Origin of the sequence: Pseudomonas marincola (assembly GCF_900682675.2) — a bacterium.
Lineage (GTDB): Bacteria > Pseudomonadota > Gammaproteobacteria > Pseudomonadales > Pseudomonadaceae > Aquipseudomonas > Aquipseudomonas marincola.
The window spans coordinates 3,279,225-3,299,112 of record NZ_LR215729.2; the positions used below are offsets into that span (position 1 = coordinate 3,279,225).

General features: G+C 57.8%; 16 protein-coding genes and 3 tRNA genes. 1 reads left to right on the forward strand and 18 read right to left on the reverse strand.

The window, feature by feature from the left end:
- Positions 1 to 36 precede the first annotated feature (36 nt).
- From PMYSY11_RS15300 to mgtE, 4 genes are all read right to left on the reverse strand, one after another.
- Positions 37 to 1,173, reverse strand: a complete 1,137-nt coding sequence (locus PMYSY11_RS15300) for a sodium ion-translocating decarboxylase subunit beta (RefSeq protein ID WP_069899375.1) — start codon at positions 1,171 to 1,173, stop codon at positions 37 to 39.
- 10 nt (positions 1,174 to 1,183) lie between these two features.
- Positions 1,184 to 2,959 (reverse strand): sodium-extruding oxaloacetate decarboxylase subunit alpha, encoded by a 1,776-nt coding sequence (gene oadA, locus PMYSY11_RS15305; RefSeq protein ID WP_150547340.1) that lies wholly within the window; start codon positions 2,957 to 2,959, stop codon positions 1,184 to 1,186.
- A gap of 22 nt (positions 2,960 to 2,981) precedes the next feature.
- Positions 2,982 to 3,236, reverse strand: coding sequence for an OadG family protein (locus tag PMYSY11_RS15310; RefSeq protein WP_150547341.1), 255 nt, complete (start codon positions 3,234 to 3,236; stop codon positions 2,982 to 2,984).
- A 156-nt stretch (positions 3,237 to 3,392) separates the two neighbouring features.
- Entirely contained in the window at positions 3,393 to 4,835 is a 1,443-nt protein-coding gene (mgtE, locus tag PMYSY11_RS15315) for a magnesium transporter (protein ID WP_069899378.1), read from the reverse strand.
- 317 nt (positions 4,836 to 5,152) lie between these two features.
- On the opposite strand from mgtE, the gene PMYSY11_RS15320 reads away from it, so the two are divergent.
- The gene (locus PMYSY11_RS15320; protein ID WP_150547342.1) at positions 5,153 to 5,638 is read left to right on the forward strand and encodes a DUF4124 domain-containing protein; all 486 of its coding nucleotides are present in this window, start codon (positions 5,153 to 5,155) and stop codon (positions 5,636 to 5,638) included.
- A gap of 65 nt (positions 5,639 to 5,703) precedes the next feature.
- Here the strand turns inward: PMYSY11_RS15320 and PMYSY11_RS15325 are convergent.
- The 14 genes from PMYSY11_RS15325 to PMYSY11_RS15390 form a co-directional block, all read right to left on the reverse strand.
- A tRNA-Arg gene (locus tag PMYSY11_RS15325) sits at positions 5,704 to 5,780 on the reverse strand.
- Positions 5,781 to 5,851: 71 nt separating this feature from the next.
- Positions 5,852 to 5,928 (reverse strand) — tRNA-Arg (locus tag PMYSY11_RS15330).
- A 108-nt stretch (positions 5,929 to 6,036) separates the two neighbouring features.
- Positions 6,037 to 6,127 (reverse strand) — tRNA-Ser (locus PMYSY11_RS15335).
- A 62-nt stretch (positions 6,128 to 6,189) separates the two neighbouring features.
- Positions 6,190 to 6,375: a carbon storage regulator CsrA gene (gene csrA, locus PMYSY11_RS15340; RefSeq protein WP_069899380.1), complete on the reverse strand. Its 186-nt coding sequence runs from the start codon at positions 6,373 to 6,375 to the stop codon at positions 6,190 to 6,192.
- Positions 6,376 to 6,563: 188 nt separating this feature from the next.
- Positions 6,564 to 7,799, reverse strand: a complete 1,236-nt coding sequence (locus PMYSY11_RS15345; protein ID WP_150547343.1) for an aspartate kinase — start codon at positions 7,797 to 7,799, stop codon at positions 6,564 to 6,566.
- A gap of 98 nt (positions 7,800 to 7,897) precedes the next feature.
- Positions 7,898 to 10,519 (reverse strand): alanine--tRNA ligase, encoded by a 2,622-nt coding sequence (gene alaS, locus PMYSY11_RS15350; protein WP_069899382.1) that lies wholly within the window; start codon positions 10,517 to 10,519, stop codon positions 7,898 to 7,900.
- Between the two features lie 315 nt (positions 10,520 to 10,834).
- Entirely contained in the window at positions 10,835 to 11,839 is a 1,005-nt protein-coding gene (gene ltaE / locus PMYSY11_RS15355; RefSeq protein WP_150547344.1) for a low-specificity L-threonine aldolase, read from the reverse strand.
- Positions 11,840 to 11,909: 70 nt separating this feature from the next.
- Entirely contained in the window at positions 11,910 to 12,920 is a 1,011-nt protein-coding gene (gene astE, locus PMYSY11_RS15360; protein ID WP_069899384.1) for a succinylglutamate desuccinylase, read from the reverse strand.
- Positions 12,921 to 13,058: 138 nt separating this feature from the next.
- Positions 13,059 to 13,352 carry a topoisomerase II gene (locus PMYSY11_RS15365; RefSeq protein ID WP_069899385.1) on the reverse strand — a complete coding sequence of 98 codons (294 nt, stop codon included), beginning with the start codon at positions 13,350 to 13,352 and terminating at the stop codon, positions 13,059 to 13,061.
- 16 nt (positions 13,353 to 13,368) lie between these two features.
- Positions 13,369 to 14,718 carry an N-succinylarginine dihydrolase gene (gene astB, locus PMYSY11_RS15370; RefSeq protein WP_150547345.1) on the reverse strand — a complete coding sequence of 450 codons (1,350 nt, stop codon included), beginning with the start codon at positions 14,716 to 14,718 and terminating at the stop codon, positions 13,369 to 13,371.
- On the reverse strand, positions 14,715 to 16,178 hold the full coding sequence (gene astD / locus PMYSY11_RS15375; RefSeq protein WP_150547346.1) for a succinylglutamate-semialdehyde dehydrogenase: 1,464 nt from the start codon (positions 16,176 to 16,178) through the stop codon (positions 14,715 to 14,717). The genes astB and astD overlap by 4 nt, the downstream gene beginning before the upstream one ends.
- 60 nt (positions 16,179 to 16,238) lie before the next feature.
- Complete coding sequence (gene astA, locus PMYSY11_RS15380) at positions 16,239 to 17,255, reverse strand: arginine N-succinyltransferase (protein WP_090508775.1); 1,017 nt, start codon at positions 17,253 to 17,255, stop codon at positions 16,239 to 16,241.
- Between the two features lie 92 nt (positions 17,256 to 17,347).
- Positions 17,348 to 18,364 carry an arginine/ornithine succinyltransferase subunit alpha gene (gene aruF, locus PMYSY11_RS15385; protein WP_150547347.1) on the reverse strand — a complete coding sequence of 339 codons (1,017 nt, stop codon included), beginning with the start codon at positions 18,362 to 18,364 and terminating at the stop codon, positions 17,348 to 17,350.
- A gap of 137 nt (positions 18,365 to 18,501) precedes the next feature.
- Positions 18,502 to 19,722 carry an aspartate aminotransferase family protein gene (locus PMYSY11_RS15390; protein WP_090508776.1) on the reverse strand — a complete coding sequence of 407 codons (1,221 nt, stop codon included), beginning with the start codon at positions 19,720 to 19,722 and terminating at the stop codon, positions 18,502 to 18,504.
- Positions 19,723 to 19,888: the final 166 nt, after the last annotated feature.

The window sequence follows — 19,888 nt, forward strand, 5'->3', positions numbered from 1 at the left end:
GGGAGAAGAAAATACCTCTCTGTTCAGGCAATCGCCTTAGCCAACAAAGTTGAGCAACACGCCCGCCGCAACCGCCGAGCCGATAACACCAGCCACATTCGGCCCCATCGCATGCATCAGCAGGAAGTTTTGCGGATTGGCTTCAAGCCCGACCCTGTTCGAAACACGCGCCGCCATTGGCACCGCCGAGACGCCAGCCGAACCGATTAGCGGGTTGATTTTGTTGGCGCTGAACATGTTCATCACCTTGGCCATCAATACGCCAGCCGCTGTACCACCGCAGAACGCGACCATGCCCAGCAGCAGGATTCCCAGAGTTTTCAGTTGCAGGAATGCTTCGGCGGAAAGCTTCGAACCCACGGTAAGGCCCAGACAAATAGTCACCACGTTGATCAGCGCATTGCGTGACGTATCAGCCAGGCGCTCGACCACACCGGCTTCGCGCAGCAGGTTACCGAAGGCGAACATGCCTACCAGCGGCGCTGCATCCGGCAGCAACATGCCGACCAGCAGGCACAGCACCAACGGGAAGACGATTTTCTCGACCTGGCTAACAGGGCGCAGCTGCTTCATAACAATGGCGCGCTCAGCCTTGGTGGTCAGCGCACGCATGATCGGCGGCTGAATCAATGGCACCAATGCCATATACGAGTAAGCCGCCACGGCAATCGGCCCCAGCAGATCTGGCGCGAGCTTGGAGGTTACAAAGATCGACGTCGGCCCGTCCGCCCCGCCGATGATGGCAATCGATGCCGCCTCGCGCAGGGTGAACTCCATTCCCGGAATGCCCATTGCGGTGATCGCCAGCGCGCCGATCAGCGTCGCGAAAATACCGAATTGCGCAGCAGCGCCAAGGATCAGGGTTTTCGGGTTTGCCAGCATCGGCCCAAAATCAGTCATGGCGCCCACGCCCATAAAGATCAGCAGCGGGAATACGCTGGTGGGCAGACCAATTTCGTAGAACAGATGCAAAATGCCGTTGCCTTCGGCCATGCCGGCAACCGGAATGTTGGCGAGCAGACCACCAAAACCAATCGGGATCAGTAGCAGCGGCTCAAAACCCTTGCGAATAGCCAGATAAATCAGACCCAGACAGATCGCGATCATCAGCGCCTGTCCCGGCTCCAGATGATACAGGCCGGTGCTTTGCCACAGTTTGAGGAGCTTCTCCATAATCCGCCCCTCAGCCGATGGTCAGCAGGCTGTCGCCCACCGCCACAGAGTCACCTACCTTGATATTGACGGCACCGATGGTGCCTGCCTTGAACGCACGAATTTCGGTTTCCATCTTCATGGCTTCAAGAATGATCACCAGCTCACCCTCTGCTACCACTTGGCCCGGTTTGATCAGAACCTTGAAGATGTTGCCCGCCAGCGGGGCAACTTGCGGCTCGCCAGCGCCAACCGGGGCGCTTACCGGAACCGCATCCGCAGCGCCGCTGTTGAGCGACTTGATACCGCTGATGTCGCCGCCCTCGTTCACCTGCACAACGTAAGACTTGCCACTGACCTCGACGGTGTAAACCTCGGGCTTGCCGGCCTCGAGTGCAGGCAACGACTTGGCATTTGGCGCCGGCTCGAACGCGGCTGAGTTGCCGCGATTCTCGAGAAACTTCAGGCCAATTTGCGGGAACAAGGCATAAGTGAGTACGTCGTCGATTTCATCGGCGGCCAGTCGAATGCCCTTCTCGGCGGCAATGCCGCGCAATTCGGCGGTGAGCTTGTCCATCTCGTCGCTGAGCAGGTCAGCCGGACGACAGGTAATCGCCTCGTTGCCATCAAGCACCCGCGCCTGCAATGCGGCGTTGAACGGCGCAGGCGCCGCGCCGTACTCCCCTTTGAGGATGCCGGCGGTCTCTTTGGTGATCGACTTGTAGCGCTCGCCCGTGAGGATATTGATAACGGCCTGAGTGCCGACAATCTGCGAGGTCGGTGTCACCAGTGGAATAAAGCCGAGGTCTTCGCGGACTCGCGGAATTTCCGCCAGCACTTCGTCGAACTTGTCTTGGGCGCCCTGCTCTTTCAGCTGGCTTTCCATGTTGGTCAACATGCCGCCTGGCACTTGGGCGACCAGAATGCGTGAATCGACGCCTTTAAGATTGCCCTCAAACTTGGCGTACTTTTTCCGCACTTCGCGAAAATATGCTGCAATTTCTTCGAGCAGCAACAGATCAAGACCGGTGTCGCGCTCGCTGTCTTTAAAAATGGCCACCACCGATTCGGTCGGCGAATGACCGTAGGTCATCGACAGTGACGAGATGGCGGTGTCGACGTTGTCGATTCCAGCCTCAACCGCTTTGAGAATCGCGGCGGTAGACAGGCCTGCCGTGGCGTGGCACTGCATATGAATCGGGATCGACAGCGTCGCCTTGAGCCGCGTCACCAACTCGAACGCGGTGTAGGGATTGAGAATCCCGGCCATGTCCTTGATGGCCACCGAATCGGCGCCCATGTCTTCGATCTGCTTGGCCAGATCCACCCACATGTCCAGGGTATGAACCGGGCTTGTGGTGTAGGAAATAGTGCCTTGGGCATGCTTGCCCTGCTGCTTGACCGCTTTCAGTGCAGTCGCCAGATTACGCGGGTCGTTCATGGCGTCGAAAACCCGGAACACATCAACGCCATTGATGGCGGCGCGTTCAACGAATTTGTTCACCACGTCATCGGCGTAATGGCGATAACCCAACAGGTTCTGCCCGCGCAGCAACATCTGCTGGCGAGTATTGGGCATGGCTTTCTTCAGTTCGCGAATGCGCTCCCAAGGATCTTCACCCAGGTAGCGAATGCAGGCGTCGAAGGTCGCGCCACCCCAGGACTCAACCGACCAAAAACCGACCTGATCGAGCTTTGGCGCGATGGGCAGCATGTCTTCAAGGCGCACCCGGGTGGCCAGAATCGATTGATGAGCGTCACGCAGCACAACGTCGGTGATACCGAGCGGATTCTTCACAGCAGTCATACACAAACTCCGTCAGGCTGGGTCAGTCGCGGCGGGCGCGATGTTGAGAAATGGCAGCCTGAATGGCAGCGAGAACATCCGGTTCCGGCCCTTGCTCGGCCTGAACAGCAGGTTTGGCGGGTGTGACAGCAGCAACGGCAGCTGGCGGCGCTATTCGCCCGAGCAGGCGCGCCATCAGATGTATAGAGAGGATTAACAGGGTCAGGAAAACAAACACCGAACCCATGCCATAAAGCATGAGTTCAACGCCTTCGGAGAGGAGTTGGCTTGGGGTCATCATGACTCCTTTATTTATTGTTTAGGGACTTCCAGGTCGCATTTTTTATAGCCTTATACGCCCGAATGGAGCCAAAAGCCGGGAAAGGTTATCCCTAAACGATGACTCCAGGCAAACCTTGGGCCGGGCCTTGCGGCCCGAGAGGTGCTGGTGCACTTACATGAGAAAGAGCGTGGCCAGGCCCAAAAAGATAAAGAAACCGCCGCTGTCGGTCACCGCGGTGATCATCACACTGGCGCCCATGGCCGGATCGCGGCCCATGCGCACTAATGTCATGGGAATCAAAACCCCCATCAGCGCGGCCAGCAGCAGATTGAGGGTCATTGCTGCCGTCATCACCAGCCCCAGCGACCAACTGTCATACAGCACCCACGCCACAATGCCGATCACGCCGCCCCAAATAACGCCGTTAATCAGCGAAACAGCGAGCTCTTTGCGGATCAGCCGTGAAGTGTTGCCGGTACTCAATTGGTCCAGCGCCATCGCCCGCACGATCATGGTAATGGTCTGGTTACCGGAGTTGCCGCCGATGCCCGCAACGATTGGCATCAAGGCCGCCAGCGCCACGAGTTTTTCGATGGAACCTTCGAACAGGCCAATTACCCGCGACGCGAGGAAGGCCGTAATCAGGTTGATCGCAAGCCAGGCCCAACGGTTGCGCAGTGAGCGCCAGACCGAGGCGAAGATGTCTTCTTCTTCGCGCAGACCGGCCATGTTGAGCACTTCGGCTTCGCTTTCTTCACGGATCAGGTCAACCATCTCGTCGATGGTCAGACGGCCGATCAGCTTGCCGTTCTTATCGACCACCGGGGTCGAGATCAAGTCGTAACGCTCAAACGCCTGAGCGGCTTCCAGCGCTTCCTCGTCGGGATGGAAACTCACCGGGTCGGTGGCCATTACATCCACCACCAGACGCTCTGGATCATTCACCAGCAAACGCTTGATCGGCAGGACGCCCTTGAGTACCCCGTCGTAATCGACCACGAAGAGTTTGTCGGTGTGCCCCGGCAGCTCTTTCAGGCGGCGCAGATAGCGCAAGACCACTTCGAGGGTGACGTCCTCACGAATCGTCACCATCTCGAAGTCCATCAATGCACCGACCTGATCTTCCTCGTAGGACAACGCCGAGCGAACACGCTCGCGCTGTTGTGCATCGAGGGTTTCCATCAGCTCATGAACGACATCGCGCGGCAACTCAGCCGCAAGGTCAGCCAGTTCATCGGCGTCGAGGTCTTTGGCGGCCGCGAGAATTTCGTGGTCGTCCATGTCCGCGATCAGGGTTTCGCGGACCGAATCGGATACTTCGAGAAGAATGTCGCCGTCGCGCTCGGCCTTGACCAGCTGCCAGACGGCCAGACGGTCTTCAAGCGGCAGGGCTTCAAGGATGTAGGCGACGTCTGCGCTGTGCAGGTCTTCGAGCTTGCGTTGCAGCTCGGCAAGGTTCTGGCGGTGCACCAGATTCTCGACCAGATCGCTGTGCTGGCCTTCCTGACGCTGCGTCAGGTCTTCAACTACTTTGTGCCGCTGCAATAGCTCGACCACCTGCGCCAGGCGATCCTGCAGGCTTTCTTGCGGCTTTTTGGCTTCTACTTCAGTCATGGCGCGCTCCACCCCCAGTGACGGCGCACGCCAAGGAGGGTCAATCAGTCAATTCTTGATTGCACAATCGAGTTGCAGAGTAACTACTGGGTAAGTCCATGGTGCTGTCCACAAGCCCCGACGGGGCTGATACTGCGAATAATAACATCACCTAGCAGGATTGCGCGTTACAAAAACACGGCAAGAACAAGCGCTTGCATCGCAATCCTGAATTATTTCTGTAGATATTCTGTTACGACGCGGGCAACTCAGCACAAGGCACGCCACCCGCCAAAATACCTGACTAAGCTTAGCCTCCTGTCACGGAGGACACCGATATGCTTTATCCAAGCATCGTCACCGCCATCCTGTTAGTGCTGGTCACAGGCACGCCGTGGGCGGCCCGCCTGTATCGCTGCGAAGATAATCAGGGTCAGCTCAGCTTCACCGGGCACGGCTGCCCCGCCCAGCATCAAGGGCAATTGCTCGATGATCGCAGCCGTGTCGTCAACTCAATAGCGGCGCCGGCAGAAGTCCAGCCAAAAGCACTGCCCAAGCCTGAATCATCCCGCCAGAGCACTGAGATTGTGGTGGTCGGTGAGCGCGACGACGGCTGCGGCAACCTTCTCAGCGATCGCCAGCGGCGTAATGCGCGCATCAAGCAACTCATCCCGGCTGGCATGTCATTACAGGACGTAGAGCGAGCCCTGGGCTCACCGGAGCGGATTAGCCGAGTCAACGGCCGCACTCGCTATTACTACAGCGACAGGCGCGGCAACAAACGTCAGGTCAGCTTTGACCAGAACGGCTGCAGCGAAAAATAATCGGAATGAAAAACTGGGGACGAAAAAAAACCCGCATCTCTGCGGGTCTTTTCGGTGTTGCTATATGGTGCACTCAGGAGGATTCGAACCTCCGACCGCTCGGTTCGTAGCCGAGTACTCTATCCAGCTGAGCTATGAGTGCAAATGGCGCTTGGTAGACCAGATCACCTCTGGTTGAATCAGAACGCCCGCCTTAGCAGATCGTTCTAAATATGGTGCACTCAGGAGGATTCGAACCTCCGACCGCTCGGTTCGTAGCCGAGTACTCTATCCAGCTGAGCTATGAGTGCAACAATCGGTGCGCATTATAGGGATCGTAAAACTTTTTACAAGCAATTTTTTCAAGTAATTCAACAACTTACTGAAAAAATCCTGACCCACCCTATACAGCTTAATAATGGCGGAGAAGGGGGGATTCGAACCCCCGACACCCTTTTGAGATGTACTCCCTTAGCAGGGGAGCGCCTTCGGCCACTCGGCCACCTCTCCGCAACACGGGGCGCATGATACCCATGTTTCCCCCCGTTTGCAAAGCCAAAATTTCAATTAAATTAGTGGCTTGGTTCGTCGTCCTTTTCTTTCTGTATGCGCTGGTAGATCTCTTCGCGGTGCACAGCCACTTCTTTCGGGGCGTTAACCCCTATGCGCACCTGATTTCCCTTAACGCCAAGCACAGTGACGGTGACTTCATCACCCACCATTAGGGTCTCTCCGACCCGACGAGTCAGAATCAACATTCCATTCACCTCACGGATTAAATTCAGTACAAACAGTCTGCAAAATTAAAATGATGCCGAGCCAACCCAATTACAAGTCAACCCATCACCTAAGTATTGACCAGAGTAGCCGGAAAGATAGCGCCGTCCACCCCAGGCAAAAAAAGACAGAAGGCGCTCGTTTTAATTAGCGCCTTCCGGTTACAGCTTTACTCGCTCTTCGTGGCTGGAGCATCCAGCTCGAAGGCGGTGTGCAATGCACGCACGGCAAGTTCCAGATATTTCTCTTCAATCACCACCGAAACCTTAATCTCGGAAGTCGAAATCATCTGAATGTTGATGTTCTCCTTGGCCAGCGCCTCGAACATCTGACTTGCAACACCTGCATGTGAACGCATGCCCACACCCACAATCGACACTTTGGCGATTTTGGTATCACCGGACACTTCACGAGCGCCCAGTTCACGTGCGGTATTTTCCAGTACCTGCAGCGCATTCTGATAATCATTGCGGTGCACGGTGAAGGTGAAATCGGTGGTGTTATCGTGCGCAACGTTCTGCACGATCATGTCCACTTCAACATTGGCCGAGCTGATCGGGCCAAGAATCTTGAAGGCCACACCCGGAATATCCGGCACACCACGGATTGTCAGCTTGGCTTCGTCGCGGTTGAAAGCGATGCCGGAGATGATCGGCTGTTCCATGGATTCCTCTTCATCAATAGTAATGAGGGTACCTGGCCCCTCCTTAAAGCTGTGCAGGACGCGCAGCGGTACGTTGTACTTGCCGGCGAACTCCACCGAGCGAATTTGCAAAACCTTGGAGCCCAGGCTGGCCATTTCGAGCATTTCCTCGAACGTGATCTTCTCCAGACGCTGAGCTTGCGGAACCACACGCGGGTCGGTGGTGTAGACGCCATCTACGTCAGTGTAGATCTGGCACTCATCAGCCTTCAGCGCAGCGGCCAGCGCAACGCCTGTGGTATCGGAACCGCCACGGCCCAACGTGGTGATGTTGCCGTTCTCGTCGACACCCTGGAAACCTGCAACAACCACGACGCGACCGGCCTTGAGATCGGTGCGCAGCTTGTGGTCATCAATCTGCAAGATACGCGCTTTATTGTGCGCGCTATCGGTGAGAATCCGTACTTGATTACCGGTGTACGAAACCGCTGGCACATTACGCTTCATCAGCGCCATGGCAAGCAAGGCAATCGTCACCTGCTCACCGGTCGAGACCAGCACGTCCAACTCACGCGGTACGGGCTGGTCACCAATCTGTTTGGCCAGATCAATCAGGCGATTGGTCTCACCGCTCATGGCGGAAACCACCACGACGATGTCATCACCGCCCTCGCGAAACTTTTTGATTTTCTCCGCCACCTGCTCGATACGTTCGACAGTGCCGACGGATGTGCCGCCAAATTTTTGTACGATCAAAGCCATTTCAAAGCCGCCTAAGCCCGTGAAGGGCGCCCATTAATCATGCAACCAAAATGACTGCTTCTGGCCCACTGCGCGCAGTGGGCTCACCTTGTGTTTCTTCAAGCCTTCTCGACGAAAGCCTGCGCCAGCAGCAGTGCCTGATCCAGCGCCGCCGCGTCAACACCGCCGCCTTGCGCCATATCAGGACGACCACCGCCCTTGCCACCGACTGCCGCAGCAGCCTGCTTCATCAGATCGCCAGCCTTGAAGCGAGCGGTCAGATCTGCCGTTACACCGGCAACCAGAACAACTTTGTCATCCAAAACGCCGCCGAGCAGGATAACCGCACTGCCCAGCTTGTTCTTCAGTTGGTCGACCAACGCCAGCAGCGCTTTGCCGTCCGCACCGTCGATACGCGCACTGAGAACCTTAACGCCGTTAATTTCCTGCGCCGAAGCGGCAAGGTCATTACCGGCTGCACTCGCCGCTTTAGCCTTGAGCTGCTCAAGGTCTTTTTCCAGCTGGCGATTGCGTTCCAGCACAGCCGTCAGCTTGTCGAGCAGGTTGTCGCGGCTGCCTTTTACCAACTGCGCGGCTTCTTTGAGCTGCTCTTCGGCACCGTTCAGGTAAGCCAGCGCCTGAGCACCGGTTACCGCTTCGATACGGCGCACACCGGCGGCCACACCCGCTTCGCTGGTGATCTTAAACACGCCGATGTCACCGGTTCGTGAAACGTGAGTACCGCCACACAGCTCAACAGAGAAACCGTCGCCCATGGTCAGCACGCGAACCTGATCACCGTATTTCTCACCAAACAGCGCCATTGCGCCCTTGGCCTTGGCCGTTTCGATGTCGGTTTCGAGGGTTTCGACTTCGCTGTTCAGGCGAATCTGCTGATTAACGCGATCTTCCAATGCGCGCAGTTGATCTGGCTTGATCGCTTCAAAGTGGCTGAAGTCGAAACGCAGACGCTGACTATCAACCAATGAGCCCTTCTGCTGCACATGCTCGCCAATCACTTCACGCAATGCCGCGTGCAGCAAGTGAGTCGCCGAGTGATTCAGCGCGGTGGCTTTACGCACCTCTGCAGAGACTTCTGCGTTAACCGAGGTATCAACCGCCAGGCTGCCCTTGGTAACGATACCGTGATGCAAGAAGGCACCGCCTGCCTTGGTGGTGTCGCGCACATCGAAGCGAACGCCTGGCCCTTCAAGGAAACCGCTGTCACCCACCTGACCACCGGATTCAGCGTAGAACGGCGTCTGATCGAGGACGACTACGCCCTCCTCGCCTTCTGCCAGGCTGGAAACTGCTGCGCCATCCTTGAACAACGCGATGATCGTGCCGCTGCCATTGGTGGCGCTGTAACCGAGGAAACGCGTGTCGCTGTCGACCTTGACGACGCTGTTGTAGTCCATGCCGAAGGCGCTGGCGGAACGAGCACGCTCGCGCTGAGCCTGCATTTCACGCTCAAAGCCTTCTTCATCGATGGTCAGGTCGCGTTCACGGGCGATATCGCCCGTCAGGTCAACCGGGAAACCAAAGGTGTCATACAGCTTAAACACAACATCGCCTGGCACTACGGTGCCTTTGAGTTCGGCAAGGTCCTGCTCAAGAATCTTCAGGCCCTGTTCCAGAGTCTTGGCGAACTGCTCTTCTTCGGTTTTTAGTACACGTTCGATATGTGCTTGCTGTTGCTTGAGTTCGGTGAACGCATCGCCCATCTCGGCAACCAGCGCGGCCACGATCTGATAGAAGAAGCTGCCCTTGGCACCCAGCTTGTTACCGTGACGGCAAGCGCGACGAATAATACGGCGCAGCACATAGCCACGGCCTTCATTCGATGGCGTCACGCCGTCGGCGATCAGGAAGCCGCACGAACGAATGTGGTCAGCCACAACTTTCAGTGAAGCCTGACCTTCGTTCTGGCAGCCGATGGCTTTGGCTGAGGCGTCGAGCAAGCGCTGGAACAGGTCAATTTCGTAGTTCGAATTGACGTGCTGCAACACCGCACTGATGCGCTCAAGGCCCATGCCGGTATCAACGCTTGGCGCAGGCAACGCGTGCATCACGCCATCGGCGGTGCGGTTGAACTGCATGAATACGTTGTTCCAGATCTCGATGTAACGGTCGCCGTCTTCTTCGGGTGAACCCGGAGGACCGCCCCAGATGTGCTCGCCGTGATCGAAGAAGATTTCAGTGCACGGACCGCAAGGGCCGGTATCGCCCATCGCCCAGAAGTTATCCGAGGCGTATGGCGCGCCTTTATTATCGCCAATACGGATCATGCGCTCGGTTGGTACACCGACTTCTTTGGTCCAGATGTCATAGGCTTCGTCGTCGCTGGCGTAAACCGTTACCCAGAGTTTCTCTTTCGGCAGGTTCAGCCACTGCTCGGACGTCAGGAACTCCCAGGCAAAGGTAATGGCGTCGCGCTTGAAGTAGTCGCCAAAGCTGAAGTTACCCAGCATTTCGAAGAAAGTATGATGACGCGCGGTGTAGCCAACGTTCTCCAGGTCATTGTGCTTGCCACCGGCACGCACACACTTCTGGCTGGTAGTGGCGCGCGTGTAGGCGCGCTTTTCCAGGCCCAGGAAGCAGTCCTTGAACTGGTTCATACCGGCGTTGGTGAACAATAACGTTGGGTCGTTAGCCGGAATCAGGGAACTGGAGGCTACGCGGGTGTGCCCCTTCTCTTCGAAGAAGCGGAGGAAGGCTTCACGGATTTCTGCGCTTTTCATAGGTCATCCACGGAAATAGGCGATTACGCTGGCTTCTTAAAACCCCGTATGACACTCAGCCAGGCTGACAAAAAATATGAATGACGTCTTAACAGGTCATTTCAGGCATTTATTGGCGCAAAAGGCGCATATCTGACGGGTAATATGTCCGGCAAAGGGCCGCATTATATAGGCCCTGACAGTCGCGGCTAGTGTATTTGCGCGATAGTTCTTGACTATTACCCACGCACATCCATAAGACAACCGCGTGAGAAAGTAGCCGACTGGGCTTTTTTACCCTGCCAGCGCAGGGCAAAAAGCCTTAACTGAAGAATATTAAGCCGACCGAAAGCTTGCAAACGCCTCGATTACCCGCGTAATTGCGTCGCAGCTAACATCAAGATGGGTGACCATGCGCAACCGCGCAGCAGCCGACAAAATAATGCCCTGCTCGGCGCAATGGGCCTTGAGCGCGGCGGCCTGGTCACCGACATCAACATAAACCATATTGGTTTGCACCGGCTCAACGCTGTAGCCCAGCTCAATCAGCCCATCGGCCAGCGCTTGAGCATTGGCATGATCCTCGCTCAAACGCGCAACCTGATGCTCCAGCGCGTACAACCCGGCAGCCGCCAAAACACCGGCCTGACGCATGCCGCCGCCGACCATCTTGCGCAACCGCCGCGCTTTGCCAATAAACGGCTCACTGCCACACAACACCGAGCCGACCGGCGCACCCAGCCCCTTGGACAAGCACACCGAGACTGAATCGAAATGCCCGGTAATCGCACGCGGGGCCACGCCCAGTTTGACCGAGGCATTAAACAAACGCGCCCCGTCCAGGTGCAGCGCCAAACCATGCAAGCCACAGAACTCATGCGCCGAGGCCAGATAAGCCAGCGGCAATACCTTGCCCTGCATGGTGTTTTCCAGCGCCAGCAACCGGCTGCGGGCGAAGTGGAAGTCATCCTGTTTTATCGCAGCGCAAACGCGGGCCAGATCAATACTGCCATCGGCTTCCATCTCCAATGGCTGAGGCTGGATTGAACCGAGCACAGCGGCACCGCCGCCTTCGTATTTGTAAGTGTGCGCCTGCTGGCCAACGATGTATTCATCGCCGCGCTCGCAATGCGCCATCAGCCCAAGCAGGTTACTCATGGTGCCGGTTGGCACGAACAATCCGGCAGCGAAACCGAGCTGACCGGCCAGAGTGGCCTCAAGCAGGTTGACGGTCGGGTCTTCGCCATACACGTCATCGCCCAACGGCGCCGCCATCATTGCATCACGCATACCGGCAGTCGGCTGGGTTACGGTATCGCTGCGCAAATCAATAACAGTCATGGTTCGGGCCTTAAGTGGATATTACGGCGAGCCAGGCGGAGCACTGCCCGCTTGGCTGAACAATGCGTGTTCAAGCAAGCTGGGCGTTATCGCTCGGCACAATCAATATGCCAGCGCGTTGGCCATTTTTGACTTTAGGATTGGGGAAGATAATGCGAGCGCCCGGCTCCTCAATGGTCCAGCGAACGCCTCCGCGATCCTCAGCTAACAGATAACCGACGTCAAGCTCAGTAAAGTTCTCGATATCGGCCGGCAGGTGCAGCTGGAACTCATCGCTCTGCTTGATCACCTCACGCGCCACCGCAAACAGCTGCAGGCCATCAAGCCCCTGCTCATCTTCATCGGGCTCAGTGGCTTCGATGATGTGCTGCAAACGCGCCTCGAGCAGGTCGAGATTAACCATCTCGTTTTGCCCGAACGGCCGCGCCTTGCCCAACTCCAGCGTGAAGGCTTCGGCGCCCAACGCCGAGTAGGTGTAGGCACTGAAGGTGATCGAGCTTTTGCTTTGCAGCAGCGCCGCCTCCATACCCGCCGCATTCAGACGCGCCAGCTCCCGACGCGAATGCAGACGCCCTTCGGCCCATGGATAGAGCGCGAACTGCTCAATCTTGGAGGCGCGGATTGCGGTGTGCAGGTCGTAATGCAGATGCTGGCGCTCGGGCGAGCTGAAGAAACTAGCCGCCAGACGCTCGAGTTCGCCGGCACGCAATGCTTCGTAGCCTTCGCTGTATTCATGACGGCCATTGAACAGGCGGTTGATGTCTTGCTCGATATAACGCTCGCCATGGCGCATCGCCGCTGGATTACCCAGCAACAGCAAGATACGCACACGCGGTTGCAGCTGATTATTGGCAATTGACCGCAGTAGACGATCAAGCAGCTCGATCGGTGCGGTTTCGTTGCCGTGAATACCGGCAGACAACAGTAAGTCGAGGCCTGTATCGCGCGCCTCTGGCGGGGTGATTTCCAGCGCGCCTTCTGCCAGCCAACGTAAACGCGTGCCCTCGGGCGTCAGTTGAATTTTCGCCGCTGGCTCACGTCCAGCCAGGGTCAGTTCAAGCAGTTGTCCAAGTGCAAGCATAACGACTCCATTATTGCCATCCAGGTGCCGCGGTCGTGCACCTTTACATTGAAAACGCTATGACTGTGACAGTGGCCTCTGACAGCTTAAAACGGCGCAAAAGCACCGCCGCATTAGCGCTGCAGAGGCCTCACGCAATCAGTCGTGGTTGCAATCCGGGCCATGCACGTGACCGGCAACACCGTCTTCATCAACATCGGCCGGCTCGATTTCCAGCTCAAGGCTGACCAGATTGGTCGCCAACGGGCGCAGTACCAGATTGGCGTACTCGGTATCGCCTTCCGCGACATCGACACCGATCATCAGCTGGTTGTTGCCCACTTGCTGAATCCACACTTCCTTGCCCTGCCACATAACGGCAAAACGGGTGCAGGAAGTTTCCAGCTGGGTGCCGTCGGTGTCTTCGAGGATAAGTTGCAGGGCGTCAGACATTGTAGGAACTCTCTATTCAGGGCAATTGGAAAGGATAAACCGAGCCTAGTTTAAGGATCTGCGTCAGTTCATCCAATGCCGTCCGGCACTCAATCAGTAAATTCGGGTCTGCCAGATCGTTTTCGGTCAAACGGTCACGGTAGTGTTTATCGACCCAAACGGTCAGCGTGTCATACAAAGCCGGGGTCATAATCACACCCTGATTGACTGCCGCCAACTCGTTTTCCTTGAGCGCAACACGCAGCCGCAGGCACGCCGGGCCGCCACCGTTCTGCATGCTTTGCTTGAGGTCAAAAACCTTCACATCACGAATCGGGCCGTTGCTGCTCGTCAGCTGCTGCAGGTAGTTCCATACATTGCTGTTGTTGCGGCACTCCTCCGGCACAATCAGCAGCATGCTGCCATCACCGCGGCTGAGCAGCTGGCTGTTGAACAGGTAAGACTTCACCGCATCATCCACACCCACCGCATCACGCGGCACACACACGGAGTGGAATTCAGCGCCGACACGCGCCAGTTTTTCGCGCAGCTCAGCCATGACCGCATCGCTATTGAGGAAGGCATCCTGATGATGGAACAGCACTTCACCGTTGCCGACGGCAATCACGTCGTTGTGGAACACACCCTGATCAATCACAGCCGGCGTTTGCTGGGCGTAAACCACACCGCTCTCGCTCAGACCGTGCAAGCGGGCGATGGCTTGTGAGGCTTCCAGCGTCTGCCGCGCCGGGTAATTCTGCGGCGCTGGCAAACGGCTGTCGAAGGCACTGCGACCGTAGACAAAGAACTCGACACCGGCCGCGCCATATTCTTTGCAAAACCGCGTGTGGTTAGCCGCACCTTCATCACCAAACTGCCCCACAGCGGGAAGCGCCGCGTGGTGAGCAAAGTGCTGGGAATCTGCAAACATGGCGCCCAGTACCCGGCTGGTGGTCGGGTGTTCGATTGAGCGGTGGAATTTGCAGTTGAGGTTGGCAGCGGTGAAATGCACACGGCCATCGGCAGTGTCGGCACTCGGGCTCACTGTGCAGGCGTTTGCCGTCCACATGCTCGACGCCGAGCAGCTTGCCACCAACAGCGGCATGGCCTCTTTGGCGGCCTTGGCGATGACCTGCGCATCGGTGCCGGCAAAACCCAGGCTGCGCAAGGCATTCACATCAGGGCGTTCTTGCGGCGCCAGCACGCCCTGTTTGAAGCCCATTTCCATCAGCGCCTTCATTTTCGCCAGGCCTTGCTTGGCGGCTTCTTTAGGGCTGGAGGCGACGTTGCTGTTGCTCTGCGAGGCGACGTTGCCGTAGGACAAACCGCCGTAGTTGTGCGTCGGCCCGACCAGCCCGTCGAAGTTCACTTCAAAAGCATTGCTCACAGGCTTACTCCTGGCGTCAGCGTGGCGGGTAGGCTCAGGCTCTCGCTCTCAAGCGAGGCAACCGGATAGGCGCAATAGTCGGCCGCGTAATAGGCGCTGGCTCGATGATTACCGGAGGCGCCCACACCACCGAATGGTGCACTGCTGGCAGCGCCAGTGAGCTGCTTGTTCCAGTTAACGATACCGGCACGACTGTGCAGCCAGAACTGCTCGTAGCGGCCCTTGGAATCCGACAACAGGCCAGCGGCCAAGCCGTACTGGGTGTTATTGGCCTCGGCGATGGCCTGATCAAAATCAGCGTAGCGAATCACTTGCAGCAACGGGCCGAAGAATTCTTCGTCCGGGCGATCCGCCACCGCCGTCACATCAATAATGCCCGGCGTGAGCAAAGCTGCACCGGCCTCTGGCTGGCGCATTTCGAGCAGGGAAACCGCGCCTTTGCCCAACAACTCTTGCTGCGCATCAATCAACTGCTGCGCTGCCGCCAGCGAAATCACCGAGCCCATGAATGGTGCAGGCTGAGCGTCGTAGGCACCCACTTTGATGTTGGCGGCCACAGTAACCAGACGCGCCAGCAAGCTGTCACCCCATTCGCCAGCCGGCACCAGCAGGCGACGCGCACAGGTGCAACGCTGACCCGCAGAAATAAACGCCGACTGAATGATGGTGTACACCGCCGCTTCGACATCATTGACCTGATCAACCACCAACGGGTTGTTGCCGCCCATTTCCAGGGCAAGAATCTTGTCGGGACGACCGGCAAACTGGCTGTGCAGCAAGTTGCCGGTGCGGCTTGAGCCGGTGAAGAACAAGCCGTCGATATCACGATTCGAGGCCAGCGCCACGCCCGTCTCACGTGCGCCCTGGACCAGATTCAAGACGCCGGTTGGCAGACCGGCAGCAATCCAGCACTTGACCGTCAACTCGGCCACTTTAGGAGTCAGTTCGCTTGGTTTGAACACCACGGTGTTGCCCGCCAACAGCGCAGGAACAATGTGCCCGTTGGGCAAATGGCCCGGGAAGTTATACGGCCCGAACACCGCAACCACACCGTGCGGTTTGTGCCGCAGAACAGCGGTAGCGTCTGCCAGCGGGCCACTCTTCTCGCCCGTGCGCTCGCGGTAGCTCTGCACCGAAATGGCGATTTTATTAACCATGCTGGTGGCCTCGGTAGCCGACTCCCAAAGCGGCTTACCGGTTTCCTGGCCAATGGTACGAGCCAGCTCATCTGCATGTTCCTTGAGGCTTACGGCAAATCGCTCAAGCAGCGCAATACGCTGATCGAGTGACTGTGCAGCCCAGCCCGGCAACGCTGCACGCGCAGCTGCTACCGCGCTGTCGACCTGAGCGGCCGTGGCACCACGGCCCTGCCAAAGAACGTCCTGAGTGACTGGGTTGAGCGACTCGAATGCGTCGCCCTCTCCTGCCAGCCAGTTTCCTGCAATGAAATGAGTGCTCATTTTGTTTTACCACTCCCAGCAATTTGGCACCCGGCCAGGCCGGATGCAGAATTCAATCAATTAACCGCGTGCAGACAAGCGCACCGCGCGAACCAGATCGCCCGCCGACATTTGCAGGCGCTTGGCGGTTAACGCATCCACCACCAGCGTGCCAGCGGCTACGCGTGCCGGAGCGGCAGTAATCCGGCAATCTTCACGCTTGCGGTTATGAATCACGAACGGCGGTGCATCATCGCCAGGCGTACCGATGGCCAGCACCAGGGTTTCGCTGTCGCGCACGGCACGGATTTTCTGCGTCTCGGCTTCAATTGCCGGGCCAGCATCGAAAATATCGACGTAGCCCTGATAGCTGAAACCCTCACCTTTGAGCATCGCCAACGCTGGCTCAGTGTCCGGGTGCACACGGCCGATGGTGTTGCGCGCACCTTCAGAAAGGAAGCAGGTGTACAGCGGAAACTTGGGCATCAACTCGGCGATGAACGCCTTATTGCCGACCCCGGTCAGATAATCGGCCTGGCTGAATTCCATTTTGAAGAAGTGGCGGCCCAGACATTCCCAGAACGGCGACTGGCCTTGCTCATCCGAGACGCCGCGCATTTCCGCTATGACCTTGTCACCAAACAACTCGGGGAATTCAGCGATAAACAGGAAGCGCGCTTTCGACAGCATCCGCCCGTTGAGGCCGCTGCGCTTGTCACTGCGCAAGAACAACGAGCACAGCTCCGAGTTGCCGGTCAGGTCATTCGCCAGAAACAGGGTTGGCACCTGACGATGAATATTCAACTCTTGCGAGGCGCTGACCGTCAGCCCAAGGCGATAGTTGTACCAAGGCTCACGCAAGCCGACAGCACCGGCAATCGCCGAAATGCCAACCACGCCGCCGTCGTCGTCTTCGAGCACGAACAGGTAATCGGCATCAGCGCGCTCGGCCGTGCCGGCAAAGGTTTTCTCAGCCCAGCCGACCCGGTGCGCGAGGCGCTCTTCATTGGCCGGCAAAGTGGTCAGGCCGGCACCCGTGCTACGTGCCAGGTCAATCAGGGCCGGTAAATCGGCGCTGCGTACGGGACGAACGATCATAAATCCTCCAGATAGCTGCAAGCGTTCAAGCGCCTGAGGCTGCTAAGTGCAATGCGCGCAGTCGCCCGCTATTACACGCTCACCGCTAATGGTTAAACCGCAACCAGACGCACGCTGGCGCCTTCGCCGACGCCCAGGGCTTCGGCGGTTTCAAGATCAAGCTCGACAGGATTGCCTGGCACCCAGTCCAGCTCGGTGACCAGCGCGCGGAAGTCCTGGAGCTGGCCGTTGGCGACCAGATACTGTCGGCCGCCCGTCGCTTTGGCGCCGATATGCACGGGCACAACGCGGCTGTCGGCGATAGAGCGAATGCCCGACGTACGCGCATGCAAAGTTGGGCCGCCGTCAAAAATATCGATGTAGTGATCGGTCTCGAAACCCTCACGCATCAGGATATCGAATGTCACCTGCGCACGCGGATGCACCTGCCCCATGGCTTCCTGGGCATAGTCTGGCAACAGCGGCACGTAAATCGGGTAATGCGGCATCAACTCGGCGAGGAACGTGCGGCTCTTCAGGCCACACAAACGCTCAGCTTCGGCGTAGTTCATATCAAAGAAGTTGCGCCCCACAGCATCCCAGAACGGCGAGTCGCCCGCCTCGTCGCTGTGGCCGACAATTTCGACCACCACGGCGTCGGCAAAACGCTCAGGATGTGCGGCCACAAACAGCAGGCGCGCTCGCGAATTGAGTTCACCGGCGGGAGTGTTGACCAGCGGCCGCTCGACATAAAAACTGGTGAGCAAGCTGTTGCCGGTCAGGTCATGGCACAACGACAGGACATGAATCTTGTTGTGGATCTTCAGCTCTCGCGAGTGATGCACAAAGGTCTCGTTGCGAAAACTGTAAAACGGCTCCGAGTAACCGGTAGACGCAACAATTCCCGAGCAGCCAACCAGCTTGCCGGTTGCGGTATCTTCGAGCACGAAGAAGTAGCTCTCTTCGCCATTGAAGCTGACTTCGGCGGCAAATGAGGTTTCCGAGGCGGCGATCTTGTCGCTCAGGCGTTCACTGTCATCCGGCAGTGAAGTCACACCAACCGGGCTATCCGCGGCCAGACGCTGGACTTCAGCGAGATCAGCCATTTGCGCGGGGCGCATCACCAGCATGGTGCCACTCCTTTCTCAAGAAAAGCCCTGAGCACTTGCATTGAGCGCTCAAGGAAACCGCAGCAGTGCTGCGGATAAACGAAATAAGCCATCCCGTGCGAGGAACCCGGCACTTCCTGTGCCGGGCCTGTACTCAGTTAAGCCTGAGTAACCTTGGCGACAGCACGCTCGAACCGTGCCAGACCTTCATTGATCTCGGCTTCAGTCACCACCAGGCTCGGTGCAAAACGCACCACGTCGGGGCCAGCCTGCAGCACCATCAACCCTTCCTGGGCGGCGGCATCGAGAATGACTTTGGCCTTGCCTTTCCAGGCATCGGTCAGCACACAGCCAATCAGCAAGCCCAAGCCACGCACTTCACTGAACACTGCATATTGCTGGCCAATCTTCTCCAGCGCGGTCTTGAATTGCTGATGCTTGGTTTTGACGCCTTCCAGCACCTCAGGGGTGTTGATGGTGTCGACGACCGCCTCGGCCACCGCGCACGCCAGCGGGTTGCCGCCGTAGGTAGTACCGTGAGTACCGACGGCCAGATGCTTGGCCAGTTCGGTGGTGGTGAGCATCGCACCGATTGGGAAACCACCGCCCAGGCTCTTGGCGCTGGAGAGGATGTCCGGGGTTACGCCGTAGTGCTGATAAGTGAACAGCGAGCCGCTGCGGCCCATGCCGCTCTGCACTTCATCGAACACCAGCAACGCATTGTGCTTGTCGCAAAGCTCGCGGGCGCCTTGCAGGTAAGCCAGATCGGCCGGCAGTACGCCGCCTTCGCCTTGAATTGGCTCAAGCACTACGGCGCAGGTCTTGTCGCTGACTGCGGCCTTAAGTGCCTCAAGGTCGTTGTACGGAACGTGGCTGATGCCTTGGATTTTCGGGCCGAAACCATCTGAATACTTCGGCTGGCCACCCACGCTTACGGTAAACAGGGTACGGCCGTGGAAGCTGTTGACCGCCGCAATGATTTCGCACTTCTCCTCGCCGAACTTATCGAACGCAACCCGACGCGCCAATTTGAAGGCCGCCTCGTTGGCTTCCGCACCGGAGTTACAGAAGAACACTCGCTCAGCGAAGGTAGCGTCAGTCAGCTTTTTAGCCAGACGCAGCGCCGGCTCGTTGGTGAAGACGTTAGACACATGCCACAGCGCATTGGCTTGCTCAGTCAGCGCCTTCACCAACACCGGATGCGCGTGGCCAAGTACGTTAACCGCGATGCCGCCAGCGAAGTCGAGCAGTTCTCGACCGGTTTGATCCCACACGCGCGAACCTTCGCCACGCACCGGAATGAAAGCGGCTGGCGAATAGTTGGGGACCATGAACTGATCGAAGTCGGCGCGTTGAACCGGGTCGTGCTGAACTGACATCTGAACTCTCCTAACGAGGAACACCCAAACAGGGTGACAGGCGATTTAACGATTGTAGGGACTGAACACCGGCTGGCATTGCCGCTATGCGACAACTTCTTATAGCGCCAACCCGAGTGAAAACGGCGCTTATGCAAATGCGACAGAAAGCGTCATGAAGGCGCAG

Bases quoted from the DNA above. Each gene is read 5' to 3' on its own strand.
- astA (WP_090508775.1), bottom strand. From the start codon at position 17,255: ATGATCGTTCGTCCCGTACGCAGCGCCGATTTACCGGCCCTGATTGAC.
- oadA (WP_150547340.1), bottom strand. From the start codon at position 2,959: ATGACTGCTGTGAAGAATCCGCTCGGTATCACCGACGTTGTGCTGCGT.
- PMYSY11_RS15365 (WP_069899385.1), bottom strand. From the start codon at position 13,352: ATGTCTGACGCCCTGCAACTTATCCTCGAAGACACCGACGGCACCCAG.
- PMYSY11_RS15390 (WP_090508776.1), bottom strand. From the start codon at position 19,722: ATGTCAGTTCAGCACGACCCGGTTCAACGCGCCGACTTCGATCAGTTC.
- PMYSY11_RS15345 (WP_150547343.1), bottom strand. From the start codon at position 7,799: ATGGCTTTGATCGTACAAAAATTTGGCGGCACATCCGTCGGCACTGTC.
- alaS (WP_069899382.1), bottom strand. From the start codon at position 10,519: ATGAAAAGCGCAGAAATCCGTGAAGCCTTCCTCCGCTTCTTCGAAGAG.
- PMYSY11_RS15320 (WP_150547342.1), top strand. From the start codon at position 5,153: ATGCTTTATCCAAGCATCGTCACCGCCATCCTGTTAGTGCTGGTCACA.
- aruF (WP_150547347.1), bottom strand. From the start codon at position 18,364: ATGCTGGTGATGCGCCCCGCGCAAATGGCTGATCTCGCTGAAGTCCAG.
- csrA (WP_069899380.1), bottom strand. From the start codon at position 6,375: ATGTTGATTCTGACTCGTCGGGTCGGAGAGACCCTAATGGTGGGTGAT.
- astD (WP_150547346.1), bottom strand. From the start codon at position 16,178: ATGAGCACTCATTTCATTGCAGGAAACTGGCTGGCAGGAGAGGGCGAC.
- PMYSY11_RS15310 (WP_150547341.1), bottom strand. From the start codon at position 3,236: ATGACCCCAAGCCAACTCCTCTCCGAAGGCGTTGAACTCATGCTTTAT.
- PMYSY11_RS15300 (WP_069899375.1), bottom strand. From the start codon at position 1,173: ATGGAGAAGCTCCTCAAACTGTGGCAAAGCACCGGCCTGTATCATCTG.
- mgtE (WP_069899378.1), bottom strand. From the start codon at position 4,835: ATGACTGAAGTAGAAGCCAAAAAGCCGCAAGAAAGCCTGCAGGATCGC.
- astE (WP_069899384.1), bottom strand. From the start codon at position 12,920: ATGCTTGCACTTGGACAACTGCTTGAACTGACCCTGGCTGGACGTGAG.
- ltaE (WP_150547344.1), bottom strand. From the start codon at position 11,839: ATGACTGTTATTGATTTGCGCAGCGATACCGTAACCCAGCCGACTGCC.